This window comes from Pseudomonas sp. A1230 (genome assembly GCF_044218825.1).
Lineage (GTDB): Bacteria > Pseudomonadota > Gammaproteobacteria > Pseudomonadales > Pseudomonadaceae > Aquipseudomonas > Aquipseudomonas iridis.
This window is the reverse complement of sequence record NZ_CP162582.1, coordinates 5,121,715-5,140,852: the sequence shown is the minus strand read 5'-3', so window position 1 is coordinate 5,140,852 and position 19,138 is coordinate 5,121,715. Positions and strand designations below refer to the sequence as shown.

General features: G+C 54.2%; 15 protein-coding genes. 13 read left to right on the top strand and 2 right to left on the bottom strand.

What is annotated here, in order from left to right:
* Position 1 precedes the first annotated feature (1 nt).
* The 13 genes from atpA (at position 2) to AB4P97_RS24010 (ending at position 17,567) form a co-directional block, all read left to right on the top strand.
* Positions 2-1,546: a F0F1 ATP synthase subunit alpha gene (atpA, locus tag AB4P97_RS24070; protein ID WP_042556892.1), complete on the top strand. Its 1,545-nt coding sequence runs from the start codon at positions 2-4 to the stop codon at positions 1,544-1,546.
* Between the two features lie 50 nt (positions 1,547-1,596).
* Positions 1,597-2,457: a F0F1 ATP synthase subunit gamma gene (gene atpG, locus AB4P97_RS24065; protein WP_042556891.1), complete on the top strand. Its 861-nt coding sequence runs from the start codon at positions 1,597-1,599 to the stop codon at positions 2,455-2,457.
* Between the two features lie 27 nt (positions 2,458-2,484).
* Positions 2,485-3,864: a F0F1 ATP synthase subunit beta gene (atpD, locus tag AB4P97_RS24060; protein ID WP_042556890.1), complete on the top strand. Its 1,380-nt coding sequence runs from the start codon at positions 2,485-2,487 to the stop codon at positions 3,862-3,864.
* 45 nt (positions 3,865-3,909) lie between these two features.
* Positions 3,910-4,335 carry a F0F1 ATP synthase subunit epsilon gene (locus AB4P97_RS24055; protein ID WP_042556889.1) on the top strand — a complete coding sequence of 142 codons (426 nt, stop codon included), beginning with the start codon at positions 3,910-3,912 and terminating at the stop codon, positions 4,333-4,335.
* Between the two features lie 117 nt (positions 4,336-4,452).
* Entirely contained in the window at positions 4,453-5,820 is a 1,368-nt protein-coding gene (glmU, locus tag AB4P97_RS24050; RefSeq protein WP_115147906.1) for a bifunctional UDP-N-acetylglucosamine diphosphorylase/glucosamine-1-phosphate N-acetyltransferase GlmU, read from the top strand.
* A gap of 160 nt (positions 5,821-5,980) precedes the next feature.
* Complete coding sequence (locus AB4P97_RS24045; RefSeq protein ID WP_042556887.1) at positions 5,981-6,757, top strand: DeoR/GlpR family DNA-binding transcription regulator; 777 nt, start codon at positions 5,981-5,983, stop codon at positions 6,755-6,757.
* A 2-nt stretch (positions 6,758-6,759) separates the two neighbouring features.
* A complete protein-coding gene (glmS, locus tag AB4P97_RS24040) occupies positions 6,760-8,592 on the top strand; it encodes a glutamine--fructose-6-phosphate transaminase (isomerizing) (RefSeq protein WP_042556886.1) in 1,833 nt (610 codons plus the stop codon).
* A 281-nt stretch (positions 8,593-8,873) separates the two neighbouring features.
* Positions 8,874-9,728, top strand: a complete 855-nt coding sequence (locus tag AB4P97_RS24035; protein WP_024014928.1) for a TnsA endonuclease N-terminal domain-containing protein — start codon at positions 8,874-8,876, stop codon at positions 9,726-9,728.
* The gene (locus AB4P97_RS24030) at positions 9,725-11,893 is read left to right on the top strand and encodes a Mu transposase C-terminal domain-containing protein (RefSeq protein WP_158830528.1); all 2,169 of its coding nucleotides are present in this window, start codon (positions 9,725-9,727) and stop codon (positions 11,891-11,893) included. The genes AB4P97_RS24035 and AB4P97_RS24030 overlap by 4 nt, the downstream gene beginning before the upstream one ends.
* Positions 11,890-13,350 (top strand): ATP-binding protein, encoded by a 1,461-nt coding sequence (locus AB4P97_RS24025; RefSeq protein WP_024014926.1) that lies wholly within the window; start codon positions 11,890-11,892, stop codon positions 13,348-13,350. The genes AB4P97_RS24030 and AB4P97_RS24025 overlap by 4 nt, the downstream gene beginning before the upstream one ends.
* Before the next feature lie 16 nt (positions 13,351-13,366).
* The gene (locus tag AB4P97_RS24020) at positions 13,367-15,034 is read left to right on the top strand and encodes a TnsD family Tn7-like transposition protein (RefSeq protein WP_047292956.1); all 1,668 of its coding nucleotides are present in this window, start codon (positions 13,367-13,369) and stop codon (positions 15,032-15,034) included.
* Positions 15,035-15,415: 381 nt separating this feature from the next.
* On the top strand, positions 15,416-17,047 hold the full coding sequence (locus AB4P97_RS24015) for a TniQ family protein (protein WP_024014924.1): 1,632 nt from the start codon (positions 15,416-15,418) through the stop codon (positions 17,045-17,047).
* Positions 17,048-17,234: 187 nt separating this feature from the next.
* Positions 17,235-17,567: a DUF2790 domain-containing protein gene (locus AB4P97_RS24010; RefSeq protein ID WP_034115581.1), complete on the top strand. Its 333-nt coding sequence runs from the start codon at positions 17,235-17,237 to the stop codon at positions 17,565-17,567.
* Positions 17,568-17,872: 305 nt separating this feature from the next.
* On the opposite strand, the gene AB4P97_RS24005 is transcribed toward AB4P97_RS24010, so the two are convergent.
* Positions 17,873-18,340, bottom strand: a complete 468-nt coding sequence (locus tag AB4P97_RS24005; protein WP_212550281.1) for a DUF411 domain-containing protein — start codon at positions 18,338-18,340, stop codon at positions 17,873-17,875.
* The gene (locus AB4P97_RS24000; protein WP_034115532.1) at positions 18,330-19,133 is read right to left on the bottom strand and encodes a cytochrome c; all 804 of its coding nucleotides are present in this window, start codon (positions 19,131-19,133) and stop codon (positions 18,330-18,332) included. The genes AB4P97_RS24005 and AB4P97_RS24000 overlap by 11 nt, the downstream gene beginning before the upstream one ends.
* Positions 19,134-19,138: the final 5 nt, after the last annotated feature.

Genomic DNA, 19,138 nt, shown 5'->3' with positions numbered 1-19,138 from the left:
AATGCAGCAACTCAATCCTTCCGAAATAAGTGAAATTATCAAGGGCCGCATCGATAAGCTCGATGTGACCTCCCAAGCCCGTAACGAAGGCACTGTCGTCAGCGTATCTGACGGCATCGTGCGGATTCACGGTCTGGCCGACGTAATGTACGGCGAGATGATCGAGTTTCCGGGCGGCGTCTACGGTATGGCCCTCAACCTGGAGCAAGACTCCGTAGGTGCCGTTGTATTGGGCGCTTACCAGTCTCTTGCCGAAGGCATGAGCGCCAAGTGCACCGGCCGCATCCTCGAGGTTCCTGTTGGTAAGGAACTGCTGGGTCGCGTAGTCGACGCACTGGGTAACCCTGTTGATGGCAAGGGTCCACTGGGCAACACTCAGACCGACGCGGTCGAGAAAGTTGCTCCAGGCGTGATCTGGCGTAAGTCGGTAGACCAGCCTGTACAGACTGGCTACAAGGCTGTCGATGCCATGATTCCTGTCGGCCGTGGCCAGCGTGAGCTGATCATCGGTGACCGTCAGATCGGTAAAACCGCTCTGGCGATCGACGCGATCATCAATCAGAAAGACAGCGGCATTTTCTGCGTCTACGTAGCGATCGGTCAGAAACAATCGACCATCGCCAACGTGGTTCGCAAGCTGGAAGAGAACGGCGCCCTGGCCAACACGATCATCGTGGCTGCCAGTGCTTCGGAATCTCCTGCGCTGCAGTTCCTGGCACCGTACTCCGGTTGCACCATGGGTGAATTCTTCCGCGACCGCGGTGAAGACGCGCTGATCGTTTATGACGATCTGTCCAAGCAAGCAGTGGCTTACCGCCAGATTTCCCTGCTGCTGCGCCGTCCACCAGGCCGTGAAGCTTACCCAGGCGACGTGTTCTATCTCCACTCCCGTCTGCTGGAGCGCGCATCCCGCGTTTCGGAAGAATACGTAGAGAAGTTCACCAACGGCGCAGTGACCGGCAAAACCGGTTCCCTGACCGCACTGCCGATCATCGAAACCCAGGCTGGCGACGTTTCCGCGTTCGTTCCGACCAACGTGATCTCGATCACCGACGGTCAGATCTTCCTGGAATCGGCCATGTTCAACTCGGGCATCCGCCCTGCAGTGAACGCCGGTGTTTCGGTATCCCGTGTGGGTGGTGCCGCTCAGACCAAGATCATCAAGAAGCTTTCCGGTGGTATCCGTACCGCTCTGGCTCAGTACCGTGAACTGGCGGCATTCGCCCAGTTCGCTTCTGACCTGGACGAAGCGACCCGTAAGCAACTTGAGCATGGTCAGCGCGTTACCGAGCTGATGAAGCAGAAGCAATACGCACCAATGTCGATCGCTGACATGGCGCTGTCGCTGTATGCCGCTGAGCGTGGGTTCCTGACTGACATTGAAATCGCCAAGATCGGCAGCTTCGAACAAGCGCTGATTGCTTACTTCAACCGCGATCACGCCGATTTGATGGCCAAGATCAACGTTAAAGGTGACTTCAATGACGAAATCGACGCTGGCATGAAAGCCGGTATCGAGAAGTTCAAGGCCACCCAAACCTGGTAAGCCGCAGCGGGAGCCGCGAGGCTCCCGCTTGCTAACCTGATAGGTGTTACATGGCAGGCGCAAAAGAGATTCGCAGTAAGATTGCGAGCATCAAAAGCACGCAAAAGATTACCAGCGCCATGGAAAAAGTGGCGGTCAGCAAAATGCGCAAGGCACAAATGCGCATGGCTGCTAGCCGTCCTTATGCGGAGCGTATCCGCCAGGTAATTGGGCATCTGGCCAACGCCAACCCGGAATACCGCCACCCGTTCATGATCGACCGCGAAATCAAGCGTGTTGGTTATGTTGTGGTGAGCAGTGACCGTGGTTTGTGCGGCGGCTTGAACACCAACCTGTTCAAGGCCCTGGTCAAGGACATGGCGGTAAACCGCGAAAACGGCGTCGAGATTGATCTGTGTGTCGTTGGTAGCAAGGGTGCGGCCTTTTTCCGCAACTTCGGCGGTAACGTCGTTGCAGCTATCAGCCACCTGGGTGAAGAGCCGTCGATCAATGATCTGATCGGCAGCGTCAAGGTGATGCTGGACGCCTACCTGGACGGCCGTATTGATCGCCTGTCCGTGGTGTCCAACAAGTTCATCAACACCATGACGCAGCAGCCTACCGTGGAGCAGTTGATTCCATTGGTGGCAACCCCGGATCAGGGTCTCAAGCACCACTGGGACTATCTCTACGAACCGGACGCCAAAGAGCTGCTTGATGGCTTGATGGTCCGTTACGTCGAGTCGCAGGTCTACCAGGCGGTGGTCGAGAACAACGCGGCTGAACAAGCTGCGCGGATGATCGCGATGAAGAACGCTACCGACAACGCCGGTGATTTGATCAGCGATTTGCAGCTGATCTACAACAAGGCGCGTCAGGCTGCGATCACCCAAGAGATCTCGGAAATCGTCGGCGGCGCTGCCGCGGTTTAACGGTTCAAATATTCAGAGGATCCAGCTATGAGTAGCGGACGTATCGTTCAAATCATCGGCGCCGTTATCGACGTGGAATTTCCACGCGACAGCGTACCGAGCATCTACAACGCTTTGAAAGTACAAAGCGATGCCGGCACCACTCTGGAAGTTCAGCAGCAGCTGGGCGACGGCGTGGTTCGTACCATTGCGATGGGTTCCACCGAGGGCTTGAAGCGCGGTCTGGAAGTTACCGACTCTGGCGCAGCCATCTCCGTACCGGTCGGTAAAGCGACCCTGGGCCGGATCATGGACGTCCTCGGTAACCCGATCGACGAAGCCGGTCCAATCGACACCGAAGAGCGTTGGGGCATTCACCGTCCAGCACCTTCGTTCGCTGAACAGGCAGGCGGCAACGACCTGCTGGAAACCGGCATCAAGGTTATCGACCTGGTTTGCCCGTTTGCCAAAGGCGGTAAAGTCGGTCTGTTCGGTGGTGCCGGTGTAGGCAAAACCGTAAACATGATGGAACTGATCCGTAACATCGCCATCGAGCACAGCGGTTATTCCGTGTTCGCCGGTGTGGGTGAGCGTACTCGTGAGGGTAACGACTTCTACCACGAGATGAAGGACTCCAACGTTCTGGACAAAGTGGCACTGGTTTACGGTCAGATGAACGAGCCGCCGGGTAACCGTCTGCGCGTAGCACTGACCGGCCTGACCATGGCCGAGAAGTTCCGTGACGAAGGTAACGACGTTCTGCTGTTCGTCGACAACATCTATCGTTACACCCTGGCCGGTACTGAAGTATCCGCACTGCTGGGCCGTATGCCTTCTGCAGTAGGTTACCAGCCGACCCTGGCTGAAGAGATGGGCGTTCTGCAAGAACGTATCACTTCGACCAAGGAAGGTTCGATCACTTCGATCCAAGCGGTATACGTACCTGCGGATGACTTGACCGACCCGTCGCCAGCGACCACCTTCGCCCACTTGGACGCCACCGTCGTTCTGTCCCGTGACATCGCCTCCCTGGGTATCTACCCAGCGGTAGATCCACTGGATTCGACTTCGCGCCAGCTGGACCCGAACGTAATCGGCCAGGACCACTACGACACCGCTCGCGGCGTTCAGTACGTTCTGCAACGTTACAAAGAGCTGAAAGACATCATCGCGATCCTGGGTATGGACGAACTCTCGGAAGCCGACAAGCAGTTGGTTAACCGTGCTCGTAAGATCCAGCGCTTCTTGTCCCAGCCGTTCTTCGTGGCTGAAGTCTTCACCGGTGCTTCGGGTAAATACGTTTCCCTGAAAGACACCATTGCTGGCTTCAAAGGCATCCTCAACGGTGACTACGACCACCTGCCAGAACAAGCGTTCTACATGGTTGGCGGCATCGAAGAAGCGATCGAGAAAGCCAAGAAACTGTAATCCCGGCGCCCGGCAACGGGCGCTCATTTAGGTTGAGGCAATCAGATGGCTATGACAGTCCATTGCGATATCGTCAGCGCGGAAGGAGAAATCTTTTCCGGCCTGGTCGAGATGGTGATTGCGCACGGTGCACTGGGTGATCTTGGTATCGCTCTGGGTCACGCGCCGCTGATCACTAATCTGAAGCCAGGTCCGATCCGCCTGATCAAGCAAGGCGGGGAAGCCGAGGTGTTCTACATCTCCGGTGGTTTCCTCGAGGTTCAGCCGAACATGGTCAAGGTGCTTGCCGATACCGTGCAACGTGCCGCCGACCTGGATGAAGCTCAGGCTCAAGCAGCTCTCAAGGCTGCCGAGGCTGCCTTGCATGAGCGTGGCGCAGAGTTCGATTACGGCGCTGCGTCCGTACGTCTGGCCGAGGCTGCAGCTCAGCTGCGCACCGTCCAGCAGATCCGCAAGAAGTTTGGCGGTTAATCCGTCATCCGCTTGTTGTGCGATTGATAAAAAAGGGTAGCCTCGGCTACCCTTTTTTCTTTTCCGAATTCTAGAACCCCGGTCGCAGTTGCTGACCTCCAGGATTGGTAGCCAGTCATGTCTCTCGAAATCGTCATCCTCGCGGCCGGTCAAGGCACTCGCATGCGCTCGGCTCTGCCGAAAGTGCTGCACCCGATTGCCGGCAATTCCATGTTGGGCCATGTTATCCACAGCGCCCGGCAACTCGACCCGCAGCGTATCCACGTAGTAATCGGCCACGGTGCCGACGTGGTGCGCGAGCGTCTCGCGGCCGACGATCTGAACTTCGTGTTGCAGGACAAGCAACTGGGCACTGGTCACGCGACTGCCCAAGCCGTGCCATTCATTACTGCCGACACTGTGCTGATTCTTTACGGTGACGTGCCGTTGATCGAAGTCGAAACCCTGCAACGCTTGCTCAAGCATGTCGTTCCAGGGCAGATGGGTTTGCTGACCGTGGAGCTCGACGACCCAACCGGCTACGGCCGCATTGTTCGCAACGCTGACGGCAAAGTTGCCGCCATCGTCGAGCACAAAGATGCCAGCGAAGCGCAGCGCGCGATCACCGAAGGCAACACTGGCATTCTCGCAGTGCCGGCCAATCGGCTGGCTGACTGGATGAGCCGACTCTCGAACAACAACGCACAGGGCGAGTATTACCTGACCGACGTTATCGAAATGGCCGTCAGCGATGGTCTGGTCGTCGCCACTGAGCAACCGCTGGATCCGATGGAAGTGCAGGGCGCCAATGACCGTAAGCAACTAGCCGAACTGGAGCGTCATTACCAGCTGCGCGCCGGTCGTCGTCTGATGGCTCAAGGTGTGACCCTGCGTGATCCGGCCCGGTTCGACGTACGCGGAGAGGTCACGGTGGGTCGCGATGTGCTGATCGACGTTAACGTGATCCTCGAGGGCAATGTTGTAATCGAAGACGACGTGGTCATCGGTCCGAACTGTGTGATCAAGGACAGTACCCTGCGCAAAGGCGTGGTGATCAAGGCCAACAGCCACATCGAAGGTGCAATTCTCGGCGAGGGCAGCGATGCCGGTCCGTTTGCTCGTCTGCGACCGGGCACCGTGCTCGAAGCCCGGGCGCATGTGGGTAACTTTGTCGAATTGAAAAATGCCCACATGGGCGAAGGCGCCAAGGCAGGTCATTTGACTTACCTGGGCGATGCCGAGATTGGCGCACGCACCAACATTGGTGCTGGCACCATCACCTGCAACTATGACGGCGCCAACAAGTGGAAAACCGTGTTGGGCGCGGACGTGTTCATCGGCTCCAACAACTCATTGGTGGCGCCTGTGGATATCTCCAATGGTGCGACCACTGCGGCGGGTTCTACGATTACGCAGAATGTGGATAACGCTCAGTTGGCAGTAGGCCGCGCACGGCAGAAGAACATTGATGGCTGGAAGCGGCCAGAGAAGATCAAAAAGGACTGAGTTATCCACAGTCTTTTTTGAGATCTGGAAATCGCAGCCTTCGGCAGCTCCTACACAGGACTGCTGGGGTCTGCGATTTTTTTTGTTTGCCGGGTTGACGATTTATGGTCAATAGGTTTTTATTGCTTCCGTTATCTTTCGAATCGAAACTTAAGCCGCCATGTCGAAACGCAACACGCCTCAACGCCGCCATAACATTCTCGCCTTGCTCAACGAGCAGGGGGAGGTGAGTGTGGATGAATTGGCCAAGCGCTTCGAAACCTCAGAAGTTACGATCCGTAAGGACCTGGCTGCGCTGGAGAGCCACGGTTTATTGCTGCGCCGCTACGGTGGAGCGATCACCATGCCTCAAGAACTTGTCGCGGAAACCGCGCAGAGCGTTTCCAAGTACAAGCAGGCAATCGCCCGCGCGGCGGTAAAACGCATCCGCGAGCACGCGCGCATCATCATCGACAGTGGCAGCACTACCGCCGCGATGATCCCTGAACTGGGTCAGCAACCGGGTCTGGTGGTGATGACCAACTCCCTGCACGTCGCCAACGCTTTAAGTGAACTTGAGCACGAACCGGTGTTGTTGATGACCGGCGGCACTTGGGATCCGCACTCGGAGTCCTTCCAGGGCCAGGTGGCTGAGCAAGTACTACGCTCTTACGACTTTGACCAATTGTTTATCGGTGCCGATGGCATCGATCTGGCGCGCGGTACGACCACGTTCAACGAACTGCTCGGTCTGAGCCGGGTCATGGCTGAAGTGACGCGTGAAGTGATCGTGATGGTCGAGGCCGACAAGATCGGTCGCAAGATTCCCAACCTGGAGCTGCCCTGGAGCAGCGTCCATACCCTCATTACCGATGATCGCCTGCCTGTTGATGCACGCGATCAGATTCAGGCCCGCGGTATCACCGTGATTTGCGCGGCTGTCAGTCAGGAGAAATAAGCATGTGTGGAATTGTCGGCGCAGTTGCTGAACGTAATATCACCGCCATCCTGCTCGAAGGTCTCAAACGCCTGGAATACCGTGGCTATGACAGCGCCGGTGTGGCGGTGTACACCAATGAGCAAACCCTTGAGCGCATGCGCCGTCCGGGCAAAGTCAGCGAACTGGAAGTCGCGCTGGCCGAGCACCCGCTGGTTGGCCGCCTCGGTATTGCGCACACACGTTGGGCTACCCACGGCGCCCCGTGCGAGCGCAATGCTCACCCGCATTTCTCCGGCGACATCGCGGTGGTGCACAACGGCATCATCGAAAACCACGAAGCCCTGCGTGAACAGCTGAAAGCGCTGGGTTACGTGTTTACTTCGGATACCGATACCGAAGTCATCGCTCACCTGCTGAATCACAAACTCAAGGATCAGCCAGATCTGACTGTCGCCCTCAAGGCCACCGTCAAGGAACTGCACGGTGCATACGGTCTGGCCGTGATCAATGGCAAACAACCGGATCGTCTGGTTGCCGCGCGCAGTGGCAGTCCATTGGTGATTGGTCTGGGTCTGGGTGAGAACTTCCTCGCCTCTGATCAACTGGCTCTGCGTCAGGTTACTGACCGCTTCATGTACCTGGAAGAAGGCGATATCGCCGAAATTCGCCGCGATAACGTGCAGATCTGGGATGTGAGCGGAGCCGCTGTCGAGCGCCAGACCGTGCAGTACACCGACGGCGCCGAAGCTGCCGACAAGGGTGAATTTCGCCACTACATGCTCAAGGAAATCCACGAGCAACCGACTGTGGTGCAGCGTACGCTGGAAGGTCGCCTGAGCAACAACCAAGTGCTGGTGCAAGCTTTCGGCCCACAAGCGGCAGAGCTGTTCGCCAAGGTGCGTAATGTACAGATCGTTGCCTGCGGCACCAGTTATCACGCCGGCATGGTTGCCCGTTACTGGCTCGAAGAGCTGGCAGGGATCCCGTGCCAGGTCGAAGTTGCCAGCGAATTCCGCTATCGCAAAGTGGTTGTACAGCCGGACACATTGTTCGTCACCATCTCGCAGTCCGGCGAAACTGCCGACACCCTGGCCGCATTGCGCAACGCCAAAGAGCTTGGCTTCCTCGCCAGTCTGGCGATCTGCAACGTGGGCATCAGCTCGCTGGTGCGCGAATCCGACATGACTTTGCTGACCCAGGCCGGTCGCGAAATCGGTGTCGCCTCGACCAAAGCGTTCACGACGCAGCTGGTTGGTCTGTTGCTACTCACCCTGTCTCTGGGCCAGGTGCGCGGCAGCCTGGCGGCGGACGTTGAAGCCACGCTGGTGGAAGAATTGCGTCGCCTGCCGGCTCGCTTGGGCGAAGCGCTGGCGATGGACAGTACTGTGGAAAAAGTCGCCGAGCTGTTCGCCGAGAAAAACCACACCCTGTTCCTCGGTCGCGGCGCGCAATTCCCGGTAGCGATGGAAGGTGCCTTGAAACTCAAGGAAATCTCCTATATCCACGCCGAAGCCTACCCGGCCGGCGAACTGAAACACGGCCCTCTCGCGCTTGTGGATAACGACATGCCGGTGGTCACCGTTGCGCCGAACAACGAACTGCTGGAGAAGCTCAAGTCCAACCTGCAGGAAGTCCGCGCACGCGGCGGCGAACTGGTCGTCTTCGCCGATGAAAAGGCCGGGATGACCAATGGCGAAGGCACCCACGTGGTACAGATGCCGCACATCCACGACATTCTCTCGCCGATCCTCTACACCATCCCGCTGCAGTTGCTGTCCTATTACGTCGCTGTGCTGAAGGGCACGGACGTTGACCAGCCGCGGAATCTGGCGAAGTCGGTGACGGTGGAATAAGTTATCCACAATTGATGTGGACGATGGTTTTCAACAATAAAGATTGACACAAAACAATAAAGTTTGACACGCATGAACATAGATTGACACAAGGCTCAAACCCCCGTATCTACGGGGGTTTTCCTTTCCAGGCTTTCCCTTTGGTCTGGATTCATCGCTTCAACTTTCAGCGGGTGTAGTCTGGAAAATGTTTTGAATGCGGCCGCTTTGGCGGTCGTGTCCTTCTACGACTTTTTCTCGACGCGAGGTGAAGCGGTCCGCATCGACTGAGGAGGCGTGGGTTGCGAGGTCGTAAATTTGCATCACAGCAGGACATTGAACGGCACATTGCAAATGGATTTGGCGAAGGCGCCGGGGCAAGCTACGTGCCTTGGCTGCGGGTACAAGATGTCCCGTCGATAGGTCGTTCGCACAAGATTCAAGGTGTGAAGATCGAGAGGATTCATCACCTCCTGTCAGATCTCGAGCGTTCCTACTTCCTTGTGTGTGAATTTTCTGAAGACGTCGTGGATATCCGGGAGCAATACCCTTTACTACCCACAGAGCGTGCGCAAGCGATAGCGTCGGCGATCGATGTACGCTATCCAAGATACCCTAGAACAACACTGCCTTATGTGATGACAACAGACTTCCTGTTAACTGTTAAGGACCCGAGCGGAAACTTCAAATCGGTAGCTAGGACGGTGAAGTATCGTTCAGATTTAATTGGCAACGGAAGTAAAAGAACGCTTGAAAAACTTGAAATTGAAAAGCGTTTTTGGGAAAGCCAAGGTGTTGATTGGAAAATCGTAACAGACGAGTTTTTTACACGAGATTTGATTAAAAATCTTGGACTAATCAGGAGGTACTCGAAGCTCTCTCGTGATTTAATGAAAGCGCCGTTGCATTCGAATTTTATCGAGTGCCTTGTAAACAGCCGGGAATATTCGTGGACCTTGGCCACCTGTCTAAGAAAAATAGCATCACTTCTGTCCATTTCCTATATAGACGCTCAAGCAATTTTCTTTCATCTGGTTTGGAACAAGATACTGAAAATCGATTTGGTTAACACTCCTCTCCACCTTACTGGTCTAGTTCCTGGCTTCGAAGTTTCACCGAGCCCTGTCCAAGTATCGTTGAAGGAGAAAATGTCATGACTGTTCTCGTTAATGACGTTTTCGAGCCTGTAACCGATCTGTCGGTCATCGCTACGATAGCCAGGCTCCTTTACCAAGATGAAACGCATGACTTAGCAGTTGTGATGGATCTATCTGACCCACCCCGGCAGCCATACGCTGTGGGTCTGGAGGAGCTTCGTCGATCGTTAGCGTCTGGTCACACCAAACCAGCAGCCATTGCCACGCCCGAGTTCATGCTTGTGCTTGAGGAACAGTTGGATGAGAGAGCCAAGCAAGGCCGGGACGAAAAGTGGGCCGTCATCGCCCCTCTGCTAGATCCTGAATACCCAGGACAAATATTTGTACGAGGTGAGTTAGGCCGACTTGTTAGCAAACGGGCGTCAGAGCTCGGAATCCAGCGGAAAACGATCTATCGACTTCTTTACCGCTATTGGTTTTATGGTCAAGTTCGCAACTCATTGCTTAACAATTATACGGCAGTAGGGGTTGCCGATAGAAAATATGATCCGAGCAGGCCACCAGGGCGAAAGCCTAAATTTCAAGGCGTTCTTACTTCGCCTTCCAAGATGCTCAGTGCAGTTGATAAACGATGCATCCGTGTTGGATATGCTCTTTATGTAAGAGATAAGAAATCATCTATTTCGAGCGCATATGACGAAATGTTGAGACGATTCTACTCTGTTCGAGACATCTCTAAAAACAGTGAAGAAGAGCTTCGTTTGTTGCCTGGTTCAGAACTCCCCAGCTTGAGGCAGTTCCAATATTGGGGACAGATTTTTTTCGACGAGATTGCAACCGAGCGTGGCCGTAAAGGATTGAGGAGATGGTTAAAGGACTGCCGTCCGCTTTCAGGTACCGTTCGCGATTGGCTGCGTGGACCCTGTCATCAGTTCGAGATCGACGCGACTATTGCCGATATTTATTTGGTCAACAGCTACTCCAGGCGGATGCTCATTGGCCGGCCCGTAGTTTATATCGTTGTGGATAGCTTCTCCGGAATGATTGCTGGTCTCTATGTAGGATTGGAGGGCCCTAGTTGGAATGGGGCCAGGCAAGCGCTGTTCAACGCGTTTACCTCCAAAGTCGAGTTCTGCGCTCAGAACGGCGTCGAAATCAATGCAGATGATTGGAATTGTCACCACCTGCCCCACCAGATTTACGCCGACCGAGGAGAGATGCTGTCACTCGCAGCAGAGGGGCTATCGTCAGGATTGGGAATTGAGATGGGCACTGCTCCGCCTTATCGGCCGGATTGGAAGCCTATGGTGGAAAGTCGGTTTGGCATTTTGAATGATTTGACGGGTATCAGATGGCTACCTGGCGGGGTAGCAGCGCGAGACAAAGAGCGAGGCGAGCGAGATTACCGGCTCGATGCCACGCTGAATCTCAAAGAGTTCACCCAAATCCTCATCAAGTGCGTACTCCACTATAACGGGCACCATCGACAGCCTGAACGACTGACGCAGGCGATGATGAATGACGGCGTTGAACCTACACCCAACGGGATATGGAATTGGGCCTGCGACAACGACCTGATCGAATCCAACAAACGTCCTGACGAGCTGGTTTACCTCCATCTCTTGCCTCGCGAGCGCGCGACCGTTCAAAAGGGTGGGGTTATGTTTCGCGGCATGCACTACGTGTGTGATATGGCCATAGAGAAAGATTGGTTTGCCAAGGCTCGCAAAGGGGGCGTTTGGTCAATAGAGTGTTGGTTCGATCCGAACTCGGCGGCACACATTTGGATTCAGGGAGAGGCCAAGCAGTTTATCCGTTGTGATCTTCGACGATCGGATGCCGGTTACGCGAATTACCGCTCGGACGAGATTTTTGATCTGCTCGAAGCCTATCGCCAAAAACCGCCTACTCGCCGGCGAGCCGAGCTGGAAAGCCGTGTGCAGCTTAGCGATCAGGTCCACCAGATCATCAGTCATGCACTCGCAGAACGAAAACTGGAACCTGCTCCGCCCACCAAGGCAGAGGCCACTGGAAACATCCGCGAGAACCGCGCAGAAGAACGTCTCCGTGAGCGTGAAAATGCGGTTGTTCCTGAAGGCGTTAGGGCGGAGCCAGCTTCACTTCAATCTGAATTGACACCGAAAGCGCATGATTCATATGCCGGCGAGCGGACTGCGCAGGTTATCGATTTGCTCAAAAGAATTCGGCCAGGACAGGCAAAATGAAAGGTGCACAGACGTTCGCCAATTACGTCAGACAGGACATTAGTGAGTATGCGGGTAACCCGCTTATCGAAGCTTTGCCTCCGATATTGTCGGAGGCCGCGGCTGTTGAGCTGATCTCGAATTTTCCTCAGCCGGTGGATCCGAAAGAGCTGACGCTCGAAGGAGCCACTCGAATTCACTGTATCGACCGGCTAAGAACCGTGGTACAACCGTTTTTGCTACATCTGGAACTGGAGGCCCTGTTCTCACTGCTCATTCGTCGAGGGTATGTTGGGCGTAACCCGATGTCGCCCGCTACCGTCCGGCATTTGCATTCTTTATCGGGAGCTCAGCGTTACCACGATGCGTTCAAGTCCACTGCAGAAACGTTTACCGTCGTCGGCCTGAGCGGCATTGGCAAGTCGACAGCGCTCCACGCCATCTTGAGCCTTTATCCACAGACAATCCGTCATGAGCGCTATGAGGGAAAGCAGTTTGTTCATACCCAAATCACATGGCTGAAGCTTGACTGCCCTCGGGATGGATCGCTGGCTGGGTTTTGCCAGCAGTTTTTTTATGCGGTTGGTGACGCTCTAGGAGATAAGGACTACCACAAGCGCTACAGGCATCGAAACATCAATGATGCGCTGCAACAGATGGAGCAGGTGGCCAGCACGTTTTTCATCGGCGCCTTGTTGATCGACGAGCTGCAAAACCTCCACCTGGCGAAAACCGGTGGTAAAGAGAGCATGCTGAATTTTTTCCTGCACTTGGTAAACAACATCGGTATCCCGGTGGTTTTCAGTGGCACGAACTCGACAATTAGCCTGTTCTCAGAAGCCATGCGGACTGCCCGCCGAGTCTGTGGTGCCGGCACGCTCGAATTCAAACGATTCGAAAAGGATGATGAGGAGTGGCGGTTGTTGGTCGAAAATCTATGGAGCTATCAGTGGTGCAAGCAGACTGCAGAGCTGACCGACGAGATTTTTGACACGCTGTATGAACACACTCAAGGCGTGACAGATTTCCTGGTCAAGCTTCTGGTATTGAGTCAGCGTTATGCGGTCCAGAGCGGTTCGGAGTGTTTGACTGCTGAGGTCATGGTGAAGGTAAGCAACTCAAAAATGCAGATTCTAAAGCCAGCCCTTTCAGCCCTGCGTAGCCGTGATCCGAAGCGGATGAGACAGTTTGACGATTTGCTGCCGATTGAGGATCAACTGAGCGAAATGATGGTCTTCGATGGATTGGCACGAGAGGATCGCCTCACCTTGCTTCGAAGCGTTGTATCCCGTGAGAAACCGGCAGACCCATCTCCAACCATTCTTGCGAAAGATCAACCATCGCCGATTGCTACTGCTGTGGAAAACTCAGAGGCTAAAGCGCTTAGCGAACATGACGCTCCCCTCGACGCTCTGCGCGCTGCGGGCTGGCTCAACGAGGACCTGTTTGAGTTCTCACCGATCTATCACAAAGCGTGAGTAGGAGGGGGGTGAAGTGCAGCTTAAACTCCATTTCTTCCCCGCCGCGTTTCCCGACGAGACGCTGCACAGCGTGATTTCTCGTTATGCCCGTCTTTGCGGTGTTCGTAATTGCCAAGCAGCATTTGCCGGACTGAAATCGGCGGCAGCATTTTCGCAAAATGTGGCATTCCCGAGCCATCTAGGGGATTTTGTCGACGCGCTACCCAGCGGTACCGAGCTATCGGTAGCCGAGGTCCTCATGCGCCACACATTATTACCCTACTATGCGCCGTTTTTGAGGATGAGCCAGGTTGAACAAGCTCGGACACTGATGACCGCTGATGGGAAAGGCTTGATGTTAAAGCTGGGCGTCAACGCGAGCCGTATTGGATTCGCCTCCCGAGTGCGGTTATGCCCAGAATGTATTGCCCAAGATCAGGCTCAACGGGGAGTTGCTTACTGGCACAGGGTCCACATGCTTCCAGGCGTGCTGGTATGTCCGCATCACGGTACGTCACTCAGGATCCTTGATCCTCGCTGGTTAAGCCGCAGCTCTCGACAACTTAATCTGCCGAGTGATGAGAATGTGCAAGCACACACGGTACATCTCGACACCCCGTTGCGGTGCATGCCACCGCTTCACGAAATAGCGTTGCGCTCACTTCAGGTCCTCGAGTCTGAAGTCACTGCTTTGTCGGCGGAGGCGGTGCGCTACACGCTTTTACAAAGGGCAACGCAGCTCAACCTTGCTTCTGATAACCATCGCTTGCACCTGCACATGCTGGCGCAGCACATGGCCGATTTTTTTGCCACACTCCCGCGAGAATGGGAATTTTCTATACTCGGAGATGTTCGTGCAGGTACACCCGCCTCATGGGTCACGAAGCTGCTTCGTACGCCTATAACCTCTCACCATCCGCTCAAATACATCTTATTGGCCGGTGCTCTGGGCGTTGAAATGGTGAGCTTGCTGCATGGTCAATGCCCTGTGAAACAGGCGGTGGCATGTGATCCGAAAGCTCACATTCGGCTTCACGCGCGCCTTTCTCAGGTGATGCCAGGTGAAGGCCTGGACTGTTCGTCAGCCGCTGTGTGGGAACATGCTCTTGAAGGAGCTGATGCCAAAAAGATCGCTGTCGTTCTAGGCGTTTCATCAGCGTATGTCTATCGTCACATCCGAAATGTACCCGGCGGGCAAGATGCTTGGAGGGAGGCGCGATTTCACATTGAGCTATGCGCAAGACGCGCGGCTTTCGAGGCTGATTATCGATTGTACAAAGCACATGCATGCAGGGGGTATGCGTGGCTGTATCGTCACGACAGACAGTGGCTTTCGGAGTCAACTGCAAACCCAAGCCCCCATCGTACGCCCCGTCTGAATAGCGCCGAAATGTTCGCTGCCCTCGATGCGAGACTGTCCGGCGAAGTCCGTCAGTGTGCCGACACGCTTTATGCTCTCGCGGGTAAGCCTGTCCGCATTTCGCGTACCAGGATTGGTCGGGAGCTTCATGTTCTTTCTCGCTTCGAAAAGCAGCTCTGCAAGCTTCCTCTCTGTGCAGCAATGCTCGAAAAAGTATGTGAACCAATCGAAGGCTTTCACGATAGGCGTCTGCAATGGGCTAGACGCCAATTGTTCTCGGAGGGCATGCCTATATCACGTTCTTCGCTCTACAGAGTCGCGAGCATTCGGCCCCTGCTGTAATCCAGCCGGGCATTCTCTCCATCTAAAAAAGTTCTAAATCAATTCACCGTGAACACATTGTTTTTCTGTTAATGAAAATTTGCACCCACCAGAATAGCGTCGGCATACGCTGGATCATCACAATCATCATCTAAAACGTACTAACCCGCGATCACCCGAAATAGTTTTGCAATCGCCATTGGCTGACCTACACGGGTTATCGATACGTGTTCTGTATTTCAAGGAGTACGGGCGCGGCGGGGTTTAGATGAATTTACTACGATTCAAAGTTGAGCGGCTGTGTCATTTCCAAATCCAGACCGGATACAGAATTTTACGGGTTGCATATATACTGCCCCCGGATGCACGTTCTCTTCGACCCCTACCTTTAATTGGTAAATGATGTCTGATCTATTATTTTTTCCCGTGTCGATGCCGGATGAAATGCTGCACTCTCGTGTCACCCGCTATCACTATCTGTCAGGCAATAGAACCGCGACAGAAACCTACCGCGATTTGTTCGCATCGAAACCCTTTTGCATTGGTGGCATCGTACCCAAGCAGATCGAGAGGCTCGCACACAGGCTGCCGGGGCAATCGGAGAGCAATCTCGCAGAGCTGATCAGTAGCAATACTACTTTTCCTGCTTACCGGCCGTTTCTTGGGGTTAAGCAGGGGCCGGAGAACAACGAAGGACCGCTGGGTTATGACGGGGTGGTACGGGTGCCCCGCAGAGAAGAGTCCACCCATGGCAAGGCTAAGCTTTGTCCTACCTGCGTTCAGGAAGATTTGATTGAGCGGGGTTCTGCCTACTGGCATCGATCTCACCAGATACCCGGTGTTGCCGTCTGTTGGCGTCATGGCGACGCATTGATCCATGCCTGCCCCGAGTGCTCTCGCCCGTTCTACCGTAAATTGAAGCTGCTTCCCAATCTGACTGAGCCATGCGCATGCGGCTGGAGCCCGTTAAACAGCGCAGCAATACACAAGGGTTCAAAGATGGAACAGAAAGTCGCTCTGTTCGCACACGATATCTTGCAACGCAATATTCCTCCGATAGGCAGTACGGTATTGAGTTCGTGCTACGTCCGCCAATGCAAGAAGCGCGGATTCATTTTCGGAAAAAATGCGGGTATTGCGAAACTATTCGACAGCATCCAAAGCGCTTACGGCGATGAACTTTTGGCGCAGATTGATCCAGCCTACAACAACGGAAAGCATGAGCAATGGATCCGGCTCAAATCAGATAAAGGTCAGCTAAATATGCCGCTCGCGCGGCATTTGATCATTGCTCTTCATTTGTTTTCCAGTGCAGATGGCTTTGAAGAGGCTCTGAAGAATGAGTCTATCCTGCTGAGTGCCGCTGTTTCTCCGCGAGCGCCCAAAGTCGAAGAATCGCGTCTTAGCCAAAAAACTAGATATCGCCAAAAAATCGAGTTGCTTTTAGCGCTACGTACCGATGCCAATATCGAGTACCTCTGGAAGAAGGCGTACAAACCTACGCAATGGATTCTAGAAAATGATAACGCATGGTTAATGGCAAAACTCCATGCCCCTAAAAAAGCTACAGTTAAGGTCGAAAAGTCCGTCGACTCAAGAGACGACGCCTATGCAGCCCTTATCGAAGCGGGCGTAGATGAGCTGTATAAAGTTACGAAAGATCCGAAGAGAGTGAACATTCGGAATTTGCAATCGCTACTCCCAGGTTCGTTGCCTCATGAGCTGGATCTACGCAAGCAGAGGTTCCCCCTTACTTATCAACAGATCAAGATTCATCAGGAGTCAGTATGGCATTTCCGTCTAAGAACTTTGGTCTGGACTGTCTCTGAACTCATCAGGATGAAGCTCCCCGTGAATTACTCGACGGTAAGATTGACCTCAGCGGTATCAAGCAAGGTTTTCCTGGTTTTTTCCAGTTTCTTCGAGTGGGATCTGGAAAGCCTGGCCAGAACCGGGGTCGACGCAGAGGCCTTGCTCAGATCTACCGGCGTATCGAGGAATTGGGAGGGGCCACCAGTTTCAATAAGCTTTTGAGGGCATCTGTGTTCCGTCAGCGTCTGCCAACCTTTGGGGATAACAAAAATGCCATCTCGCTTGAAAGCTTAAACGCGGACTAGGGTCTACCTTTCAAATTAGTAACCTTCGCGGCAGCTTTCTGAAAGCTTTCACTTGTTACTCTTTAACTCAGAAAATTGAGCTTTAGGAGAAAATCATGAAAGCAATGACAGCAGTGAAAGCGTTTTGCGCCGCTTGGATTTTGACCTTATCTTCATTAGCCATGGCTGAAGGAGGCGGTGACCGCGTGTATGGTCGAATGATGCAAGAGAACCAACAGGCAATGGAACAATATGCCTCAAGGAACGGTAAGACTCCTCCTGAAATTGTTCATTATGAATATGGTATGAACCTCGATATCCAGAAGGTCGTCAGTGTCACACGAGCCAATAAAACCTGTGGGGTTGCTCCTTCGCGCATGACCTATGAAGACTCTACGGGCAAGCTTAACACCGTGGAATATAAGGTCATGGCCGACAACTGCCCCCATGGAAGCTAGACAATGAAAATTATTTAAGAACTGCATAATTCTCCTTTGTCCGAAACTAGCTTACTGCTCGCTGACGTAGAAGTAATTTTCAGGAAAGGCTGAAGTTATCCATTTTATGAAATCATGTCCGTCAGTTGAAGTGTTTCTAACGTACAGTAAACAATTGCTCGACCACCTGATACATCCCGCCTCCTTGTTTTTCCTTTGGTTTGGGAGGTGGTTTAGGCGCCCTAGTGGCGCCTTTTTTACGTTCGAAATGAGCTATGTCCTCTGCACGGCCATGACCCTCACCATGCAGGAGCAAGATTAGAAGATCAGTTTTCGGGGTATTCAGCAACGACGTGGTCTGTGCCTGCCTTTGACAAGCCGATTACCTTATACGCGTCATGTTTCCCGTCCACTTCCATTCCTGGGGAGCCGGCCGGCATGCCTGGAACGGCAATCCCGAGCAGGTCATCACGTTTGCTCATCGCAATGATTTGCTCGGCGGGCACGTGACCTTCAACAAACTTTCCGTTGATGGTTGCTGTGTGACAGGACGAGAGCTCAGGGGAAATCCCGAGACCGCGCTTGATCGCGCTCATGTTGGCTTCCACGTGATCAATGACGGTCAAGCCGCTGGCTTCAAGGTGCTGGATCCATTTCTTGCAACACCCGCAATTAGCGTCGCGATGGACGTCGATCGACAATGGCTCTGCTGCGTGACTGGCTGAACTGATGAACAGAGCCACGAAAGCAGCGAGACGAAGTGCCCGTATGCAACGATGAGAGTTATTTCGCATGGGTATGTTCCTTCCCATCAGTATGTGTATGTGATTTGGGCTGTACGGTTGGAGTCGGGGCCGCATCATCTGAAGCTTCCCTACCCTTATGATCGGCGTGGTCAGCAGGCTCATTTGCAGACGGCGCTGCGGCGGGGCCATGGGCATGTGCCGTGTTTTTCTCGTCATCATGGGCGCGGACTTCCGCCCTTTGGTTGGCAGCACCTGCGCCACTTTCCCCCTGGGTCGTTCCATGCTGACCCTCATGGTTGTGCATCACGCTTTCGCCACCACCGTGTTGATGGCCATCGCTACTCGTGATCAGAGCTTTGTATTGCTCTGCATCCAGTGACGGAAGCTGCTGGAGAAATGCGACCATCCCCCATATGTAGGGATCGGCCATGCTTTTGCCCCACGCGGGCATGCCGGTGGATTTGATGCCGTGCTTGATGATCCAAAAAGCTGCGGCTGGGTGCCCATCGACGCCCAGTTTCGAAAGGTTCGGAGGTACAGGGTAAAGGCTATTGCTCAGTTCGGTGCCTGCAAGCCCCGGAGCCAAATGGCAACCGACACACATCGAGTTGTAGTTGCCAGCACCTTCACGGATGAGGGCTTCTTGGCTCAGGTCGGGGACCTGAATGTCGCGCGAGCGCACGTGTATCGAGCGATCCCGAGCAATAGAAAGTAGCGCGTAGACGGGGGCGGAGTGCGGATCATCCGCCCCGACATTGATCACGCCGAAATACACCACGCCGGCAGCCGATGATACGGTGGCCAGACCAGCAGCAATCAGTGCCTTCAGCGTTGTTTTCATACTCG